Source organism: Deinococcus sp. (assembly GCF_018260405.1).
Classification (GTDB): Bacteria; Deinococcota; Deinococci; order Deinococcales; family Deinococcaceae; genus Deinococcus.
Genome location: NZ_JAGLBG010000012.1, coordinates 17,595 through 36,466, shown reverse-complemented (window position 1 = coordinate 36,466; position 18,872 = coordinate 17,595). Strand labels below are relative to the sequence as shown.

At 62.8% G+C, this 18,872-nt stretch carries 13 protein-coding genes and 1 pseudogene; 10 read left to right on the top strand and 4 right to left on the bottom strand.

Features of this window, described 5'->3' with window-relative positions; genetic code table 11:
* Positions 1-124: 124 nt before the first annotated feature.
* Genes QZ269_RS03255 through ftsH form a run of 3 tightly spaced genes read left to right on the top strand, consistent with a single transcriptional unit; the run spans position 125 to position 3,500 of the window.
* The gene (locus QZ269_RS03255; RefSeq protein ID WP_291424262.1) at positions 125-1,267 is read left to right on the top strand and encodes a mannitol-1-phosphate 5-dehydrogenase; all 1,143 of its coding nucleotides are present in this window, start codon (positions 125-127) and stop codon (positions 1,265-1,267) included.
* Between the two features lie 46 nt (positions 1,268-1,313).
* Positions 1,314-1,628 (top strand): HPr family phosphocarrier protein, encoded by a 315-nt coding sequence (locus tag QZ269_RS13540; protein WP_367272196.1) that lies wholly within the window; start codon positions 1,314-1,316, stop codon positions 1,626-1,628.
* A gap of 48 nt (positions 1,629-1,676) precedes the next feature.
* A complete protein-coding gene (gene ftsH, locus QZ269_RS03250) occupies positions 1,677-3,500 on the top strand; it encodes an ATP-dependent zinc metalloprotease FtsH (protein WP_291424260.1) in 1,824 nt (607 codons plus the stop codon).
* Positions 3,501-3,585: 85 nt separating this feature from the next.
* Here ftsH and QZ269_RS03245 read toward each other — a convergent pair whose 3' ends face one another.
* Positions 3,586-4,740, bottom strand: a complete 1,155-nt coding sequence (locus QZ269_RS03245; protein ID WP_291424258.1) for a sugar MFS transporter — start codon at positions 4,738-4,740, stop codon at positions 3,586-3,588.
* A 477-nt stretch (positions 4,741-5,217) separates the two neighbouring features.
* On the opposite strand from QZ269_RS03245, the gene QZ269_RS03240 reads away from it, so the two are divergent.
* Complete coding sequence (locus tag QZ269_RS03240; protein WP_291424256.1) at positions 5,218-6,297, top strand: hypothetical protein; 1,080 nt, start codon at positions 5,218-5,220, stop codon at positions 6,295-6,297.
* 261 nt (positions 6,298-6,558) lie between these two features.
* Here the strand turns inward: QZ269_RS03240 and QZ269_RS03235 are convergent, their stop codons facing one another.
* A complete protein-coding gene (locus QZ269_RS03235; RefSeq protein WP_291424254.1) occupies positions 6,559-8,844 on the bottom strand; it encodes an endonuclease MutS2 in 2,286 nt (761 codons plus the stop codon).
* 157 nt (positions 8,845-9,001) lie between these two features.
* On the opposite strand from QZ269_RS03235, the gene QZ269_RS03230 reads away from it, so the two are divergent.
* Positions 9,002-9,457 carry a DIP1984 family protein gene (locus QZ269_RS03230; RefSeq protein WP_291424252.1) on the top strand — a complete coding sequence of 152 codons (456 nt, stop codon included), beginning with the start codon at positions 9,002-9,004 and terminating at the stop codon, positions 9,455-9,457.
* A 429-nt stretch (positions 9,458-9,886) separates the two neighbouring features.
* On the opposite strand, the gene alaS is transcribed toward QZ269_RS03230, so the two are convergent.
* Complete coding sequence (alaS, locus tag QZ269_RS03225; RefSeq protein ID WP_291424250.1) at positions 9,887-12,559, bottom strand: alanine--tRNA ligase; 2,673 nt, start codon at positions 12,557-12,559, stop codon at positions 9,887-9,889.
* A gap of 134 nt (positions 12,560-12,693) precedes the next feature.
* Positions 12,694-13,134, bottom strand: coding sequence for a hypothetical protein (locus tag QZ269_RS03220; protein WP_291424248.1), 441 nt, complete (start codon positions 13,132-13,134; stop codon positions 12,694-12,696).
* A 159-nt stretch (positions 13,135-13,293) separates the two neighbouring features.
* Here QZ269_RS03220 and QZ269_RS03215 point away from each other — a divergent pair, with 159 nt between their 5' ends.
* The 5 genes and pseudogenes from QZ269_RS03215 (at position 13,294) to QZ269_RS03195 (ending at position 18,857) form a co-directional block, all read left to right on the top strand.
* Complete coding sequence (locus tag QZ269_RS03215; RefSeq protein ID WP_291424246.1) at positions 13,294-13,980, top strand: hypothetical protein; 687 nt, start codon at positions 13,294-13,296, stop codon at positions 13,978-13,980.
* Positions 13,981-14,015: 35 nt separating this feature from the next.
* Positions 14,016-16,460, top strand: coding sequence for a glutamine--tRNA ligase/YqeY domain fusion protein (locus tag QZ269_RS03210; protein ID WP_291424244.1), 2,445 nt, complete (start codon positions 14,016-14,018; stop codon positions 16,458-16,460).
* A 159-nt stretch (positions 16,461-16,619) separates the two neighbouring features.
* On the top strand, positions 16,620-17,195 hold the full coding sequence (locus QZ269_RS03205; protein WP_291424242.1) for a UbiX family flavin prenyltransferase: 576 nt from the start codon (positions 16,620-16,622) through the stop codon (positions 17,193-17,195).
* A gap of 36 nt (positions 17,196-17,231) precedes the next feature.
* A pseudogene (gene ispD, locus QZ269_RS03200) lies at positions 17,232-17,903 on the top strand (2-C-methyl-D-erythritol 4-phosphate cytidylyltransferase); the annotation flags it as partial.
* A gap of 114 nt (positions 17,904-18,017) precedes the next feature.
* Entirely contained in the window at positions 18,018-18,857 is an 840-nt protein-coding gene (locus tag QZ269_RS03195) for a 4-(cytidine 5'-diphospho)-2-C-methyl-D-erythritol kinase (RefSeq protein ID WP_291424263.1), read from the top strand.
* Positions 18,858-18,872: the final 15 nt, after the last annotated feature.

Here is an 18,872-nt window from a genome sequence, read left to right as displayed (position 1 = left end):
GTCGCTAGGGTAAGCTGCGCGTTCCACCGTTAAAGCCTAAAACATTTCCCATGGTTAGGGCCTCAGACAGCCTCTTACAAAGGCTTGTTCCAGGCAGTACAGTTTAATTTTAGGAGGAACCACCATGCCAACCGCCATTCAATTAGGAGCAGGCAATATCGGGCGCGGCTTTATCGGGGCGCTGCTGGTCCAGAGCGGCTACAAACTGATTTTTGCCGACGTCAACGAGAAAGTGATTGACGCGCTCAGAGAGGAAGGCGAGTACACCATCCACATCATGGACCTCGACAAGCGTGAGGAAAAGGTGTCGGGCGTGACCGGGATTCTCAGCAATGGCCCTGACATCGTGCCCGCCATCGCCAGCGCCGACCTGGTGACCACCGCCGTTGGCCCCAACGTGCTGAAAATCATTGCCAGTACGCTGGCCCAGGGCATCGAGGCGCGGGCTAAGGCCAATGCAGGTGACCTGAACATTATCGCCTGCGAGAACATGGTCGGCGCGAGCAGCTTCCTCAAGGAGCAGGTCTACACCCACCTATCGGACGAAGGCAAAAAATATGCCGACCAGCACGTCGGATTTCCAAACTCGTCGGTTGACCGCATCGTGCCGCCCTTCACCGGCGAAAACCAGCTGGACGTGGGTGTGGAAGCCTTCCATGAGTGGATTGTCGAGGCACCCGCCTTTAAGGGGCCGGTGCCCAAAATCGGGGGCATGAAGCTCACCGACAATCTGGTGGCGTATGTGCAGCGCAAACTGTTTACCCTGAACAGCGGCCACGCCATCACCGCCTACCTGGGCAACCGCAAGGGCCACCAGACTGTCGAGGACAGCATTAACGACCCCGAGATTCAGGGATATGTGCTGGCCGCCATGCGCCAGAGCGGGGCGGCGCTGGTCAAGCTGTACGGCTTCGACGAAGCTGAACACGAGAAGTACATCCAGAAAATTGCCAAGCGGTTCCAGAATCCGCACATCCGCGACGAGGTGCTGCGCGTGGGCCGCGAGCCGCTGCGTAAGCTGGGAGCCAAAGACCGCATCATCGGCCCCGCGCAGATGGCCGCCGACCTCGGCCTGCCATACGACGCCCTGCTGCGTGGTGCCGCCGCTGCCCTGCACTACGACAACCCAGAAGACCCCCAATCAGCGCAGATGCAGGGCCTGATTAAAGGCAAGGGCATCGAGGCTGCCGTGACCGAAACCACCGGCCTACCTGCCAAGAACCCCATGCACGGGCAGATCGTAGAGGCTTATAAGGTGCTGGAGTAAGGCTGAAAACCGCAGCGGCCTAAGGCTCTGAGGGAAACGGCCCACACTGCTTTTTCCACCAGCCCCACGCCGCAAGCCTCTGCCGACCCAATCACCACGGCCCACTTACCAAGAGCGCCCCATACTCGAAAAAATCTTCAAGCTTACCGCCCTCCATGGCCTGCACGCCCGCCCTACCAGCGCCGTCGTCAAGGTCGCCAAAGCCTTTGCCAACGACGTGCCCCTGAGTGCCGAAGATAGCGTGAGCATGAAGAACATGATGCAAGTGTTGAGCCAGCGTGATCTGCGGTCAGGGTCACGCTTTTTTCTGGTTTATCTGCTCCGCAAGTGTGTCCGGCCTACTCCTGTCCGGAACGCTTAGCGCCGTAAACTGGGGCATGTCTGACAGCGCCTGGAAACACAACCGCACATGAAGTCGTCATGGGGCTGGGCGGCTGGCATCGGCACTATGGCCGTGCTGCTGGCCCTGTTGATTTTCGCGCCCAGAGGCACCAGCAACAACCTGACACTGACTGACTTTACTCAGTCACTGGCGCACCGGCAGGTACAGACCGCCAATATCCGCTATGAAAACGGCACGGCCCTCATCACCGGGCAGCTGAGGAACCACCAGCCGTACCAGACGCGGAGCCTGCCCGCTGACCCGGCCATAGAGCTGCGCCATCTACAGGCGGCGGGCGCCGAGGTCACTTATATTCCCGCCGCCCGGCTGAACCTGCTGACCATTCTCAGCAGTCTGCTGACCCTGGCGCTGATTGGCGTTCTAGTGGTGATGTTGCTGCGTAACCGTTCTGCTGGAGGCAACGACGCGGCGACCAGCTTTGGGAAATCGAAGGCGGCGATCATCAGCCAGGGCCAGATCAAGCTCAACTTCGGTGACGTGGCGGGCTGTGACGAGGCCAAGCAAGACCTTCAGGAAGTCGTCGATTTCCTTCGCCAGCCCGAAAAATACCACCAGCTCGGCGCCAGGATTCCCCACGGCGTCCTCCTCGTCGGCCCTCCCGGTTCCGGCAAGACCCTCTTAGCTAAAGCCGTCGCTGGAGAAGCCAAAGTGCCCTATTTCTCCATCTCAGGGTCGGACTTCGTCGAAATGTTCGTGGGGGTCGGAGCCGCCCGGGTACGTGACCTGTTCGAGCAGGCGCGGAAATCCGCGCCCTGTATCGTCTTTATCGACGAAATCGACGCCGTGGGCCGCAAACGCGGCATGAACATGCAGGGCGGCAACGACGAACGCGAACAGACCCTCAATCAGCTGCTGGTCGAGATGGACGGCTTCGGCAGTGGACAAGACGTGATCATTCTGGCCGCGACCAACCGCCCGGATGTGCTGGACGCGGCTCTGCTGCGTCCGGGCCGCTTCGACCGACAGGTGGTGGTTGACGCCCCCGACGTGCGTGGACGCGAACAGATTCTGAGGATTCACGCCCGGAAAAAACCGCTGGACGTGTCGGTCAACCTTGAGACGATTGCCCGGAGGACAGCTGGAATGGTAGGGGCCGATCTGGAGAACCTGCTGAACGAGGCGGCGCTGCTGGCGGCGCGGGAAGGACGCACACGGATTACGGGTAAGGATGTGGAAGAGGCGCGTGACCGGGTCCTGATGGGGCCAGAACGCCGCAGCCTGGTGGTGCGCGAGGCCGACCGCAAAGTAACCGCTTACCACGAGGTCGGGCACGCCCTGGCCGCCCAGCTTTTGCCCTATGCCAACCGGGTTGCCAAGCTGACGGTGGTGCCGCGTGGCCGCGCCGCCGGGTACATGATGCCCGACGCCGACGACCGCCTGCACGTCACGCAGCGCGGCCTGGAAGACATGATCGCCGTGGCCCTTGCTGGCCGCGCCGCCGAGGAAGTCATCTACGGCGAGGTAACTACCGGAGCGTCGAACGACTTTCAGCAGGCCACCAACATAGCCCGGCGCATGGTCACCGAATGGGGCATGTCCCCGCGCATCGGCAAAGTGGCGCTCGCCACCGACGACGGCAACTATCTGGGCGGCGGACCACAGATGCACGCTGTCAGTGAGGCAACTTCTCACCTGGTCGACGATGAGGTGCGCCGCCTCATGGACGAAGCCTATAGCCGCGTGCTTCAACTGGTGCGCGAACACCTGACCCATGTTCACGAGGTCGTGAACGTGCTGCTACAACGCGAGACGCTATCCGGCGAGGAATTCGCCATTCTGCTGGCAGGCGGCACCCTTGAGCCCGTGAGCAGTCCAGTTGCCCCGGCCTGATACGGGCTGCCACGACTTTGCACATACGGCAAAAAACCGACTGGGCCAATTGAAAGTCATGACACTCCCTCCCTCCAACAAACCGTCAGCTTCGTTGTGACAGCGCCCTGTTAAGCGTCAGGATGGCTCCAATTACCAGGAGGCCCACACAGGCGAGGATCAAGGGAACGACCTGCGGACCACTCCGGACATAAAACTGACCCAATAGGACTGGCATAAGCACGCCGCCCGCACTGCCGGAGAGCAGCAGAAACGGAATAAGCCGCGCTGGTAAAGAGTGGGTCAGCCAGGCCAGAGACGTGCCGAAGATCGGTCCGAGGGCCAGCCCGGCCACGATATAGGCCAGCGCCGCAAGCTGAGGCTGGCCGAGCGCCGCGATCAACGCGCAGACGGTTGCCAGCCCTGCACCAGCCAGGATCAGGCGTCCGGGTTTGACCCGGCCTCCGAATAGCCCAGTCAGAATGCGCCCTGCGGTCAGCCCTCCCCAGTAACCGCTCAGGACCAGCGCGGTATTCCTGATTCCCAGGCTTTCGAGGTGTTTGCCTGACCAGGTCCCGAAGCCGACCTCAAGACCGACATACAGACACAGCAGCAGCGCAAACACAAAGAGAGAACGATGTTCCCGGCCCGTAAGTATGCGGTCTGGAGCCGTGCCAGCGGGAACATGAATACTCGGTACGCCGCACAACTGCGCTGTGAGCAGGCTCAGAACACAGCACACAGCCACCACCACATAAGGCCACTGGAGGCCGTGTGGCCCGAGTCCGGTGAGCAGTAAGGGTGATACCATGCTGCCAATTCCGAAAATGGCGTTGACAAGATTGACGGCCTGAGTTCCCAGCGAAGCGTAGGCGGCATTCAGAACCCCACTAGTGCTGCCCAGCCCAGCCCCACACAGCAGCGCCCCGACGACGGCCACGCTCCAGAGCGGCGCAAAAGCGATGAGGAGAGCCCCCAGCGCCAGCAGCAGCAGACTCCAGCCGACGACCTGCGCGGTACTGAAACGCGCCAGCAAAAAGCCGGGCAGCGGATTACCAAGAGCGGAGCCAAGAAAATGAGTACTGGCAATCAGACCGACGTTCGCCAGCGCAATGTGATAGTGGGTCTGAAAAAAACTGAAGGCCGGACCGTAACTGGCCTGAATCAGTCCCAGTGTAAAAAACGCCACCGTGCCCACGGCCAGCACCGCAAAAGTCAGGCGTGGCGGACTATCTGGGTGCTGAGCAGGCAAAGAAGACACAGAAGCTCAAATTAACACACGCACCATCTCTATAAAGTGCTGCTAGGAAGCTGGCGGGTGATGACCAGGTGATCACCTTGTTTGAATGCCAGCCGAAAGCAGAAGCCAAAGGCGGTGGCTGAGGAAAGTGTAGGTCATCCGGAAAAAGCACCCAGATGACTGCGACTGTACCCGGCAGCCATTTGAAGTGCCCCCTGCAAGCATCTCTTCTGACCTCTCCGTCTCTGAGAATGACTGGAGATGAGAAGGATGATGTGTAAGGTGTAGGTTAGATAATAAAAAAATTAGAAATTATGAGTAAAACTGAGATTTTCTCCAGCTGTCTCAAACGGCTCCAGTGTTGCAGCGTCAGCTTACAGTCATCTTTTAGGCGAACATTTCAGTGCAGTTTAAATCTTGGTTCTGGGAAGCTGTCAGGGACGCAGCGGGGGCGACTATTCTCATATTTCTTAAATTATGCCTCTGCACCATGGTTTCATGTCAAGCTCGCGACGTCCATTCTTTCAGCTATTAGCTCTGGGTTCAGTTCTTTCGGGAATGGTCTCAGCCCAGAGTGGGCCCGGCAGTTTTTTTCCACCCAATTATCTTTCACGTTTTTCCACCACCGAACTGACCGCTTCAAACATGGGCGGCACGACCGGCTTCGGGGTGCGTTACTTTCCACTGCCCCTCAACACCGACCTGCGCGTTTCACTGGTCAAACGGCCTCATTACTGGGAGTATGCCCTGACGACCCGGCAAAACGACACGACCTACAGCGCCGGACTGTTCGACAACGGCGACCTTGCTCCCACCGGGATCTCTAAAATCGAAGTGCGTCATGATCCCTGGAAGGGCGTGCAATACACCGGGATTATCCAGTGGGTTGGCCCCGTTTCGGACTATACTGGGAACTACCAGTGGAAAGACGCTCAGGGCAAAGTTTACGGCGGTAACGCGCCACTTTCAAGGTTTACGGCGGGTTACGCTTTTACCACCTGGAAGGACCGTGTTCGCATTCTCAATAATGTCGGCGTGGGCATGGAACAGTTCAATCAGGCCAATGTAAGAAGCGGTTTTATTACTGCCCCTTACACACAAACTGAGATCTCTGCCAACTATGGCGAGCCCATTGGCAAGGATGTCAATGTCAATCTGGGTAGTACGGTTCGTCTTTTTACTTTCCCTACCTATAGCCGTTATCAGGCCAGTATCGACGTGAATCCAAGCATCGAAGTGCGCCCGTTAAAGGGGCTGACGCTCAATGCTAGTCACCTTGAACGCTTTGCCAAACAGAATGACCGGGTCCCGCTTTCGGATCTCAATTTTGGCCGTTACCGCGAGACGAACGCTTCTATCTCCTACCGCATAGACGATAAGAACGACTTCAGTGTCAATATGATCCGGACGCGTGTCAAGGCCAACTGGACGGACAAACAATACTTTCTTTACAATGATGTTCTCTTCCGTTTCAATGCCCTTCCTGTGCTGATCGGCCCGACTATCGGTTATCAGTGGTATCCGGCGGCGGCCAACAACACTCGCTGGTTGTTCAGCTTTTCCTTCGCGCCTAAATAAAGTCGGGTCTGCTGAACATATCGTGCTTGACATGAAGATCGGCCCCCTGACAGCGTGGGGGCCGATCTAAGAGTTATTACAGATTCCGCTTAATTCTGGCGCAGTCGGGAAGTGGGCAGGCCCCTTCATGGGCGCCGTTTTGGTCAAGCAAGAGGGCACCCAAATCCGCTCTGCGGCGCAGCTGTACAATTTCGACCGAATTGAACGGTTTTTGACACGCCTTATTGACCAGAGTCCGTATGACGTCTTCACCTGCCCGCCTCAGCGCCTGATGTTCACGATGGTCACGCCGTGCCCGCCCTGGTTGGCTTCGGCGTCATGGAACGATTCCACATTTTTGTCGTTTTTGAGGTAATCGCGCAGGGTTCGGCGCAGCACTCCCATGCCTTTGCCGTGCACGACCCGCAGCGGCGACTCCTTGAGAGCACGCGCTTCCAAAATGGCGGTGCGCAGTTCCTCGACGGCTTCCTCGACACCCAGGCCGCGCAGCTGCAATTCGTTGTCGAAGCGGCTGGGCGCAGAACCAACAAACGTGGGCCTGGGACTTTTGGTCTTGGGCTCGGGCACCAGCCGCACGTCGCGCCGCTTGACCCCCACCTTCATGACCCCCAGTTGCACCACCAGATCGTCGCCGCGCATTTCGAGCACTTGCCCGTGCGCGTTGTAGGCGGGCACCTCGACCTTGTTCCCCACGCGGATCGGGTCGCCACGGTCCTCGCGCTTGATGGGCGCGGGACGCGACTTCTGGGCCTGCACACGCAGTTCGCGCAACTCCTGCATCACACGGGGGCGGGCGCTGTCCTCCTGGGCACGGGCCCGCAGCGTTCGCACACGCTCGACGGCGTCGGCGTACAGGCTCTCGGCTTTCTGGGACGCCTCGGCGAGCATTTCGCTGCGGCGCATTTCCAGCGTCTCGCGTTCTTGGCGCACGCGCCCGGCCTCGGCCTCAGCCTCGCGGCGGGCCCCCGTGGCCGTCTCAAGTTCGTGGGCTAGGTCAGCGCGTTCCTTTTCCAGCTCGGCCAGCAGCCGCTCCATCATGCCCGCGTCGTTGCCCACCAGTTCCTCGGCGCGACGCAGCACGTTGCCCGGCAGCCCCATGCGTTCGGCAATTGCCAGCGCGTAACTGCGGCCCGGCTGTCCGACCTGTAGGTGGTAGGTCGGGGCCAGCGTGTCTAGATTAAAACCCATGCTGGCGTTGCGCAGGCCCGGCGTTTCGAGCGCGAACAGCTTGAGTGGCGCGAGGTGCGAGGTGATGATGCCCCGGGCGTCTTGCGCCAGCAGCGTTTCAATCAGGGCCTGGGCCAGCGCCGCGCCCTCATTGGGGTCGGTGCCGCTGCCCAGCTCGTCAATCAGCACCAGGGTATCGGGAGCCGCGTGGCGCAGCACGTAGCGCAGGTGCTTGAGGTGAGAAGCGAAGGTACTCAGGCTCGCCTCGATGCTCTGCTCGTCGCCGATATCGACCAGCACGTCGCGGATAATCGGCAACTTGGCCGAGGCCGCCGCCACATACAGCCCGCATTGGTGCATCAGCACGGCCAGCCCCAGGGTCTTGAGGGTCGCGGTTTTACCCCCCATATTGGGGCCGGTGATCAGCAGCAGCTTGGTTTCCCCGAGCTGGATATCGTTGGGCACCGGGTGCTCGATCAAGGGGTGGCGGGCCTCGCGCAGGTCGTAACTGCCGTCCGTGACTTGCTGGGGACGGTTAAGCCGCCAGTCGCGGGCCAGTTGCGCCTTGGCCGCGATCAGGTCGAGTTCGCCCACCGTGACGAGCGTCATCGGCACGTCGGCGTCCTGGGCAAACAGACCTGAAAGTTCCGTGAGAATCCGCCTGACCTCGGCTTCTTCATCCAGAATCAGGCGGGTGAGTTCGTTGTTCAGCTGCGTAATGGCGGCGGGTTCGACAAAGTAGGTCTGCCCGGTCGCGGAGGCGTCCACGATGATGCCCTGCACCGTCCCAACCCGGCTGGCGAGCACCGGCAGCACGTAACGGTCACGGCGAATGGTGACCAGATGTTCTTGTAAGACCTCCGACCACTGCTCTAGCGTTCCGGCCAGCTTGTCGCGGATGCGCCCCCGCAGCGGCTCGATGCGTTTACGCAGGTCGCGCAGTCGGTGCGAGGCGTCGTCGCGCACGCCCCCCTCGCGGTCAAGCGAAGACAGGATGCGCCGCACCAGTTCCGAGTGGTCGCCCAGGCCCAGCGCCACTTCACGCAGCGGCCCGCGCGAGTTGGCGTTTATGGCGCGTTTGACCGTTACCGCGCCGTCGAGTGAGTAGGCCGCGCTTAGCAGTTCCGGCCCGCCCAGCACCCGGCCTTCCTGGGCGCGGCGGTGAATGTCGCGGATATCCTGAATACCGCCCAGGCTCAGGCTCACGCCGAACAGCGCGTCCTCGAGTTCGTCGAGTTCACGGGCAATGCGCCCAGCGTCGTCACTCGGCGACAGGGCGCGGGCGCGTTCGGTGCCTAGCGAGGTGGCGGCGCGGGAGGCCAGGGCCTCGCGGATACGGGGAAAATCAAGTGCAAATAGAGCGCGGGAATCGAAAGCCATCTTGGAACTGAGAATAGGGGAAGGGAGCGCGGGAAATCGTGGGCCTAGTGGCTTAGGGATGGTGGCTGAGGCGGCCAGTTGGGGGGTTGGGGCTGGTACAGCCAGCATCGGTCATTCGGCCTACGACACCCGGGGCGCAATGCAGCACAATAAGTGCATGAAACTGGCCGAAGCCCTGATTGACCGCGCCGACCTGCAAAAGCGGGCGGCCCAGCTCGAAGAACGGATCATGCGTAACCTTCAGGTGCAAGAAGACGAGGAACCCTCCGAGGACCCCCGCGCCCTCTTGCAGGAGTTTCTGGACGTGACGGCGTCCCTCGAAGCCCTCTTGCCGCGTATCTACCGGGCCAACCTCAGCGCCACGTTGCCCGGCGGCCTGAGCCTGACCGATGCCCTGACCCGCCGCGACCTGCTCGACTTGCGCCTCAAGGTGCTGCGCCGCGCCGCGACGACGGCGTCCGAACGGCAGACGCGCTACAGCAACAGCGAAGTGCGGATCGTTTCAGTGATTGCGGCCCGCGACCTGCAAAAGCTGGCCGACAACCTGGCAAAAGAGCGCCGCGAACTCGAAACCCAGATTCAGCAGGCCAACTGGTTGACCGAGCTGCCCTGAGCGCCTCCGAACGTGTGGCCTTGACGGAGTGGGGCTGCAAGGCGCACCCTGGAGGCGGAACTGGGGCCAGAGCGCAGGCGAAGGTCTACCTTGCGGCGGGGAAAAGGCCGCAGCCAGACCCTGGGGCGGGGTCACTCCTTCACACTTTTTGCCCAGCACCACTCACCATTTACCCGGCACACATCACTTTAACGACCACGACCTTGATGTGCCTCCGGCCCTATTCCAAACCGCTTCCGTCACCGGGGGCGGTTTTCCATTGCTGCATCGGCACACTGGCAAACTACGTGGCCCGTGGCGACGAACAGCAGCCCGTCCGCCGCAGGTGCCCGGTGAACTCTCGGTGAATCGCTCATCACAGCCCGGCCTACAAAAAAGCCGGAGCCAAAGCCCCAGCCTGTTTCATCATCCATCACCTGTCGTTCATTCTCAAAACGCCGTTTCTAATGCCCCCAACGCTCCTTCCGCGTCTGTAATCCCCGCCTGCGCCATGTCGGGCCGTCCGCCGCCCTTGCCGCCGCCCGCCGCCGCTAGCTTGCCCACCAGTTGCCCGGCGTGTGCGCCGCGTTCCACCGCTGCCTTGCTGGCCTTAACCACCAGCCCCTTGTCGGAGGCCAGCACCACGAGGTCGGCCCCGCTGCTGTCCAGCATCTTGTCGGCGGCGCTACGGAGTTCGTTGCCTTCAATGCCGCTTAACTTAAGACTGGCGACCTTGAATCCGCCCAGTTCACGCGTCTGGGCCGCGCTGCCGCCGCCCCCCATCTGGGCTTCGGCCAGCTGCTTACGGACGGTAGCGGTTTCCTTCTCGGCGGCCCTGAGCTGGGTTTGCAGGCCGCTCACACGGGCTTCGAGGCCCTCGGGATTGGTGTTCAGCAGCGCGGCGACCTTTGCCGAGGCGTTCAGGCGTTCGCGCAGCCATGCGGTTGCCGCCTCGCCCGCCAGCGCCTCAATGCGCCGCACGCCCGCCGCCACGTTCTCGTCGGACAAAATTACGAACGCGCCGATGTCCCCGGTGCGCGTAACGTGCGCCCCACCGCAAAGTTCCATGCTGGACACCGCCACGCCGCCGTAATCCACATCGCCTTCGACTTTCACCACGCGCACGGTGTCGCCGTATTTTTCCCCAAACAGGGCGGTGGCTCCGGCGGCTTTGGCCTCGGCAATCGGCATTTCGCGCCACGACACGGCAAAGTTGGCGCTTACCCAGCGGCTGACCAGGGTTTCCACGGCGGCGAGTTCGTCAGCGCTTAGCGCGGCCCCGTGCGAGAAGTCAAAGCGCAGCTGGTCGGCGGCCACCCGCGAACCTTTTTGCTGCACGCCCGCGCCCAGCACGGCCCGCAGCGCCGCGTGCAGCAGGTGGGTGGCGGTGTGGTGGCGCTGAATGGCGGCGCGTCTGGGCGCGACCAACGCCCGCACCTTAGCGCCTTCCCTTAGCTCGCCCTGCTCCACCAGTACGCTATGCAGGAACACGCCCTGCTTGGTTTTCTGGGTGTCGCGCACAATCCCCGTGCCACCTTCCCATTCAATGCGCCCGGTGTCGCCCACCTCGCCGCCGCCCTCACCATAAAAAGGTGTTTGAGACAAGATGACGGTGGCCTCACGGCCCGCACCCAGGCTGCCCAGGCGTTCGCTGCCGCCGACCAGGGCGACCACTTGGCCCTCAGCTTGCAGGCTGTCGTAGCCGACAAATTGCGTGGCAGGCAATCCTTCCAGCGCCTCCTGATTGCCGCCGAACAGCTCGGACTTGCCGTACTTGCTGCCGTCGCGCGAAAGCTGCTGGTCTTTTTCCAGGCTCTCGGCGTAACCTGCCTCGTCCACGCTCACGCCGTATTCCTCGGCGATTTCCTTGGTCAGGTCAATGGGAAAACCGTAGGTGCCATACAGCGTAAACGCCTCGTCACCCGCCAGCGTCTGCCCCCTTTGCATCCCGCCCAGCAGCTTGCCCAGGCGCTGAATTCCGGTTTCCAGGGTTCGCAGGAACAGTTCTTCCTCGGCCTTCATGGCGGCTTCCACGCGGCTCTGATTGGCCCGCAGTTCGGGATACGCCCCGCCCATGCTCTGCGCGACCAGCCCGACCAGTTGGTACAGCTGCGGCTCGCGCAGGCCCAGCATGTAGCCGTGGCGAATGGCGCGGCGCATGATTTTGCGGGTGGTGTAGCCGCGCCCAGTATTAGAAAAGGCGGTGCCGTCGGCCAGAATCATGCTCACGCTGCGGATATGCTCGGCGACCACGCGGTGCGACACGCTCTTCTCACCCTCGTAAGGCTGGCTGCTTAGTTCAGCGACCTTGGCGATCATCGGCGCAAAAACGTCGTTGTCGTAGAAGTCCGCCACGTCCTGCACCACGCTGGCGACGCGCTCCAGGCCCATGCCGGTGTCGATGTTCTTGAAGGGCAAGTCCTTCAAGACGGGCTGGCCGTTTTCGTCCAGGTCTTGCCGGTCAAATTGCGGGAAAACGAGGTTCCAGACTTCCAGGAAGCGGGCGCTCTCGCGGGTCTGGAAGTAGTCGGCCCAGGTGTCGTCGCCGTATTTGGGGCCACGGTCATAATAAATCTCCGAGCAGGGGCCACACGGGCCGTTGGGGCCTTCGAGCGGCGCGTTAGCAGGCCAGAAGTTCTCGTCGGCGTCAAAGCGGTGAATGTGGCTGGCCTCCAGCCCGACATCCTGTGTCCAGTAGCCGAACGCCTCGTCGTCGTCCTTGTAGATCGTGACGTACATCTTGCCCTTGTCCATCCCCATCCACTCGGGGCTGGTCAGAAATTCCCAGGCCCAGAGAATGGCGTCTTTTTTGAAGTAGTCACCAAAGCTGAAGTTGCCCATCATCTCAAAGAGGCTGAGGTGGCGGCGGGTACGGCCCACGTTCTCAATGTCGCCCACGCGCACGCACTTCTGCGCGGTGGTCACGCGCTTGCTGGCCTGTCCGTCGAACACGGCGGGCGCGCCCATAAAGTTGTCCTTAAAGGGCTGCATTCCGGCCACCGTGAACAGGGTGGTGGGATCGGGCGCGGTGGTAGAGTGGCTGGGCAAAATCAGGTGGCCCTTACTTTCAAAAAAATGCAGGAACTTATCGCGGATTTGCGCGGTGGTCAGCAGTGCAGTCATAACCGCCAGTTTAGCGCGGGGCAGCTGGTTTAACGGACTGCTCTGCCCCCCGAGGCGCAGCGGTGACTTGCCGCGCCTGTAGCGGCGATTGCAGCTGAAACAGGCGGCGAAGTTCGCGGCCCGCCCCTAGCCTTTTAGGTCACCTTGCACTGGTAGGTCACTTTGTCGAGGGTGAATTTGAGGCCGAACATGCGCCACAGCCCCAGTACGGCGTTCATGGTAAACGGGGTAAAGGGCTGCTGCTTGACCACGTAACGGTCGTAGTACCCGCTGACCGCCACGGCGCTCTTGCCGGTTTCAAGGATATATTTGCCTTCCTCGTTGTACTCGATGCGGGCGGCCCTGATGCTGCGGTCGTTGACCCGGATCAGGTACAGCCGCCCCAGGGCCTCGGGCTTGCCGGGAGCCTGGCAGGAAAACTGCTTGAGAAAAAGCGTTTTGCCTTCCACCGCTTCGAGTTCTTGTACATGGGCCAGGGGCGTGGGCAGCTGCGCGTGGGCGGTTCCACTGCCGAGGCTTCCCGCCAGCAGCCCAGCGATCAGCACAGTCGGCAAAGTGGTGGGGGGCGAGGTCATAACGCTTTGTAGTACACCCGTATTCTGCACACAAGATGAAAGGGCGGGGCAGCCGCTTTCTTAAGCAAATGCTCTGCCCACCCGGCCATTTTCTCAGAAGGCGGTCAGGTGCGCCCCTTTCTCATGACGCGCACGGCCAAAGCGCCTTAAATCAGAGCTATGAAGCGTTCCTTCCTTTTTCTCACTGCTCTGAGCCTGTCCAGTCTGATTCTGTCGGGCCGCGCCCTTGCCAGCCCCGCCACCGATGAACTCAGTGCCGGACATTACGCCCGCGCCTACGACCTTGCGCAGCAGAGCGGCGACCTGCCGACGGCCAGCAGCGCGGCGCTGGCCGCCGTCGGCTTTACGCCCTCGCCCGACAGCGCGGGCATCGACCGGGCGCTAAAGTCGGCGCTGGCGACCGTGCAGGCCAACCCCAACAGCGTGCAGGCCCACCTCGATCTGGCCGGAGCTTACGGCCTGCGGGCCAGCACCAGCGGCCTGAGTCCGGCGGCCTACCGGCTGGCCCGCGACGCCAGGGGCGAAATCGAACGGGCCGTAGCGCTCGACCCGCACTCGGCGCGGGCGCTGGCGGCCCTGGCCCGCTGGCATGCCGGGGCCTACGCCCGCGCCGGACGCCTCATCGGGGGCAACCCCGATACGGCCCGCCAGCTGGCAACGCAGGCGCTGGCCGGAGCCGCCAACGACATCGGCGTCTATGTGAACATCGCCGCCGCGCTAAACGACCTGAAAGACCCACGTAGCGCCCGCACCGTGCTTAACCGGGCGCTGTCGCTGACGCCGCAAAACGCAGTAGAACGCGACTATCAGGCGCAGGGAAAAGCGCTGCTGACGAAGTTGAAGTGAAGCTGGCGCGCCGCGCCCCCGCTATCCTGTCTCTCATGACCGACGCGCCCAAGCCCCCAACTTCTGGCAACACGCCTACCGTTGCCCCCAACTTCATCACCGAGATTATCGAGCGCGACCTCCAGAGCGGCAAATATCAGACCATAGTGACCCGTTTTCCGCCCGAACCCAGCGGCTACGCACATCTGGGGCACGTGTTCGCCAGCTTCCTGGACTTTCAGACGGCGAACCAGTACGGCGGGCGCTACCACCTGCGGATGGACGACACCAACCCCGAACTGGCGACCCAGGAGTACGTAGACGCCATAGCCGACGACCTAAAATGGCTGGGCTGGGACTGGGGCGAGCATTTTTATTACGCCTCCGACAACTTTGAACAGTATTACGAGTACGCCGAACAACTGGTGCGCCAGGGCGACGCCTACGTAGACAGCGTTTCGCCCGACGAGATGGCCCGCCTGCGCGGCGATTCCAAGACGCCCGGCACGCCCAGCGAGTACCGGGGCCGCAATATGGAAGAAAATCTGGACTTGCTGCGCCGCATGAAGGCTGGGGAGTTTCCCGACGGGGCACATGTCCTGCGGGCCAAGATTGACCTGAGTAGCCCCAACATGAAGCTGCGCGACCCGGTGCTGTACCGGATTTTGCACGGCCAGCATTACCGCCAGGGCGACCGGTGGTGCATCTACCCCATGTACGACTTTCAGCACCCCCTGCAAGACGCGCTGGAAGGCGTGACGCACAGCATGTGCAGCTTGGAATTCGTGGATAACCGCGCCATTTACGACTGGCTGATGGAGCGCCTGAACTTTGACCCGCGCCCGCATCAGTACGAGTTCGGGCGGCGCGGCCTGGAATACACCATTACCAGCAAGCGCAAGCTGCGGCGGCTGATTGAGGAAGGCAAGGTCACCGGCTGGGACGACCCCCGGATGCCCACCCTGCGGGCGCAGCGGCGGTTGGGCGTGACGCCTGAGGCGGTCAAGGCGTTCGCCGCGCAAATCGGCGTGAACCGTACCAACCGCACCGTCGACCTCGCCGTATATGAAAACGCTGTGCGCGACGACCTCAACCACCGCGCTCCCCGCGTGATGGCGGTGCTGGAACCCGTGAAAGTCACGCTGAGTGGGCTGGACGAGGCGAAGACCCTCTCGCTGCCGTACTGGCCGCACGACGTGGTGCGCGACAGTCCCGGTGGGCTGGTCAGGCTGCCGACAGGCGAGCGGGTAGACCCCGCAAAAGCTGTGCGCGGCGTGCCACTGTCCAGCGAAATCTACATTGAGCGCGAGGACTTCAGCGCCGAACCACCCAAAGGCTACAAGCGCCTGACGCCCGGCGGCACTGTGCGCCTGCGCGGAGCCGGAATCATCCGCGCCGACAGTTTCGAGACCGACGACGCGGGTAAGGTGACCCACATCCACGCCACGCTGCTGGGCGAGAACGCCAAAGCTGGCGGCGTGATTCACTGGGTCAGCGCTGCTGAGGCGGTGCCCGCCGAATTCCGACTGTATGACCGCCTGTTTTTGGTCCCAAACCCAGAAGGTGAACAAGCCGACTTCCTACCCGACGACGAGGAAGCCCAGGGCGAGAACGGCAAAGCCCCCGCCGACGCCAGTTACCTGCGTTACCTCAATCCGGGCAGCCTGCGCGTGCTGCGCGGCTATGTGGAACCTAGCGTGCTGCGCGACCCGCAGGACACCCGCTACCAGTTTGAACGTCAAGGCTACTTCTGGCGCGACCCGGTAGAAAGTCGGGAAGACGCGCTGGTGTTCGGGCGGATTATTACTTTAAAGGATACCTGGGCAAAGAGTACGGAGGCGTCGGCTGGTGGCCCCCCTTCTCAGGGCTTCCCCCGCAAGGGAAGAGAGAGCACCGAATCCACCACTGCCCAGGCACCACTGCCCACTGACCCCGCCACCGCGCACCGCGCACCACGCACCGCTGCCCCCCTCACCCCCGCCCAGGAAGCCCACCTTGCCCGCCTGACCAGCCTGGGAGCCGCTGAGGCCGACGCCCGCATCATCGCCCGTGACGAGGTGCTGCTGAAGTTCGTAGAAAGTGCCGTGCAGGACGGCACCTTTGCCCAGGTTGCCTCGTGGACAGTGAACGACCTGGTGGCCGGATTGCGGGCAGGCAGTGTCCAGGTGCAGGCCGCCGACCTCGCGCCACTGGCCCGCGAACTCACAGGTGGCAGGCTCACGACCCGCGTGGCCCGCGACGCTCTGGCCCGCGCAGCGGCGTCCGGCGAAGCGCCGCTAGCGATGATTGAGCGCGAAGGTTTGAATGCCGGATTGTCCGACGCCGACTTGCAAGAGGCGATTCGGGACGTGCTGGACGCCAACCCGAACGAGCTGTCTGCCTACCGCGCAGGCAAAACGGCGTTGCTGGGCTTTTTCACTGGACAGGTTATGCGGGACACCGGGGGCAAGGCCGAGCCAAAGAAGGTGGCGGCGGTTTTGAAATCGGCGCTTGAAGGGTAATGCGGCCTGCCGCCGGGTCGTTGCAGACCCCAGCGCCACTGCGCTCCGCCTAGCGGCAGCGGCAGCATGTCGAACGTAGCCTGGGCAGCCCGCGTCACGCACTCTGGATTGGGGCACGGCTTTATGGTGCGGCGCGGGCAGGGCTGCTAGTCTGCGCCCATGCGGCTGGTGGTCGGTGTTTCGGGGGGAAGCGGTATTCCCTACGCCCTCAACGTGTTACGCGCCTTACAGCGGCTAGGCGCCGAGACGCATCTGGTCATGTCCAGCGGCGCAAAACGGGTGATGGCGGCCGAAGGCGGGCCGCAGCTGTCTGACCTGAACGCCCTGGCCAGTGTTGTCCACGACGACCGCGACCTGGGGGCCAGCATCGCCAGCGGGAGCTTTCGCACAGACGGAATGCTGGTCGTGCCGTGCAGCGCCGGAACTCTAGCAAAGGTGGCGCACGGCTTTGCCGACAATCTGCTGTCGCGGGCGGCGCACGTCACTCTCAAGGAGCGGCGGCGGCTGGTGCTGGTGCTGCGCGAGGACCCAATGCCCCGGCCCATGCTGCTGAATATGCTGGCCGCGCACGACGCCGGAGCCACGGTCATGAGCGCCTCACCGGGCTTTTATCACGCGCCGCAAAGTGTAGACGAACTGCTGGGCTTCGTGACGGCGAGGGTGTTAGACCAGTTTGCGCTGGACGTGCCGGACTTCCGGCGCTGGGGCGGGGACGGTCATGGGGACGGGGGATAGATAATGGATGAAGAAATTCAGGTTCCAGACACTAAAATCCCCACTCCACAGGCCACAGGGCGCAGGCCACAATCCCGCAGTCTCAGCACAGCCGCCCTGATTCCCGCCGCTGGCTCTGGCACGCGGCTGGGGCTGGGGCCAAAGGCGTTCGTGGAGGTGGGCGGCAAAAGCCTCTTGCAGCGCAGCGTGGAAGCCCTCGCGCCCTATGTGGATGAGGTGGTGGTGGCCCTGCCAGACGGCATGGAACTGCCCGCTGGAATCAACGTGCGGGCGATTGTGGGCGGCGCGACGAGGCAAGAAAGTGTGGAACGGCTTTTACACGCGACCACCGCCGACACGGTGCTGATTCACGACGCGGCGCGGCCCTTCCTGCCCGAAAACGTGGTGCTGGCGCTGCTAAGGGCGGTGACCGAGACGGGCGCGGCGACAGTGGCCCTGCCTGTAGCCGATACCCTGGTCAAGGCCGAAAACACCGACTGGGCCGAACTCGTTGCGCGTGAAGGGCTGTGGGCCGTGCAGACCCCACAGGGCTTCCGGCGTGAGCTGCTGCTTCAGGCCCACACGCAGGCCAGGGCCGAAGGGTTTGCCGCCACCGACGACGCCGGACTGGTCGCCCGCCTGGGGCTGCCTGTGCGGCTGGTGCCCGGCGACGCGCGGCTGTTCAAGGTAACGACGCCGGGGGATTTGGCGCTGGCGGAGGCTTTGGCCACCCCTCATACAGACAGCGCCAAATTCCGGCACGCCTGGAAAAGCACCAGATGTGCCTCTGCCGGGCAGCTCGGGGAGTTCAGACCGCGAAACCCATATCTTTTCTCACTCCCCATTCACCCCACCCCGCGCACCTACTTCGGCCCGGCGAAGATCAACCTCGGCCTCAGCGTCTTGCGCCAGCGCCCTGACCACTACCACGAGCTGCACAGCCTGTTTGCCCGGCTGGACGTGGGCGACACGCTGGAAATTTCGCCCGCTGAGACGCTGAGCCTGCGTGTGGAAGGCGCGGATTTGCCTGGCGATTCGCGCAATCTGGTCTACCGGGCGGCGCGGGCCTATCTGGACGCGGCCCGTATTCAGGCGGGCGCAGACATTGTGCTGCACAAGCACCTGCCGCTGGCTTCCGGCCTGGGCGGGGGCAGTAGCGACGCGGCCACTACGCTGCTGGCCCTGGCCGAGCTGTACCCGGCAAAAGTAGATTTGCCCGCCCTGGCGCTGCAAGTCGGCGCGGATGTGCCGTTTTTCCTGCTGGGCAGCGCCGCGCTGGTGGGGGGCATAGGCGAACAGCTGACGCCGCTCAGGTTGCCCCACCTGCCGCTGGTGCTGCTCAACCCCGGTGTAGAGGTCAGCGCCCGCGACGCTTACGGCTGGCTGGACGCGTCGCAGGGCTTTACCCCCGCACTGGACATTCCCGCCCTCTTGCACGCGCTGGCGACGGGCGCGGAGGTGCCGTACCTGAACGCCCTGCAACCCGAAGTGCAGGCGCGTCACCCAGCCATTGCCCAAGCGTTAGCCGCCCTGAGCGCCGCCGGACTCCACTCGCCGCTGATGAGCGGTTCGGGCAGTACCTGCTTTGCGCTAGCCCGCAGCGACGAGCAGGCCCAGACGGCAGCAAAAGCGCTGGCGTCGCAGTTTCCAAGATGGTGGGTCACAGCGGCCAGCACGTGCTGAAGTCAGCTTATTGGG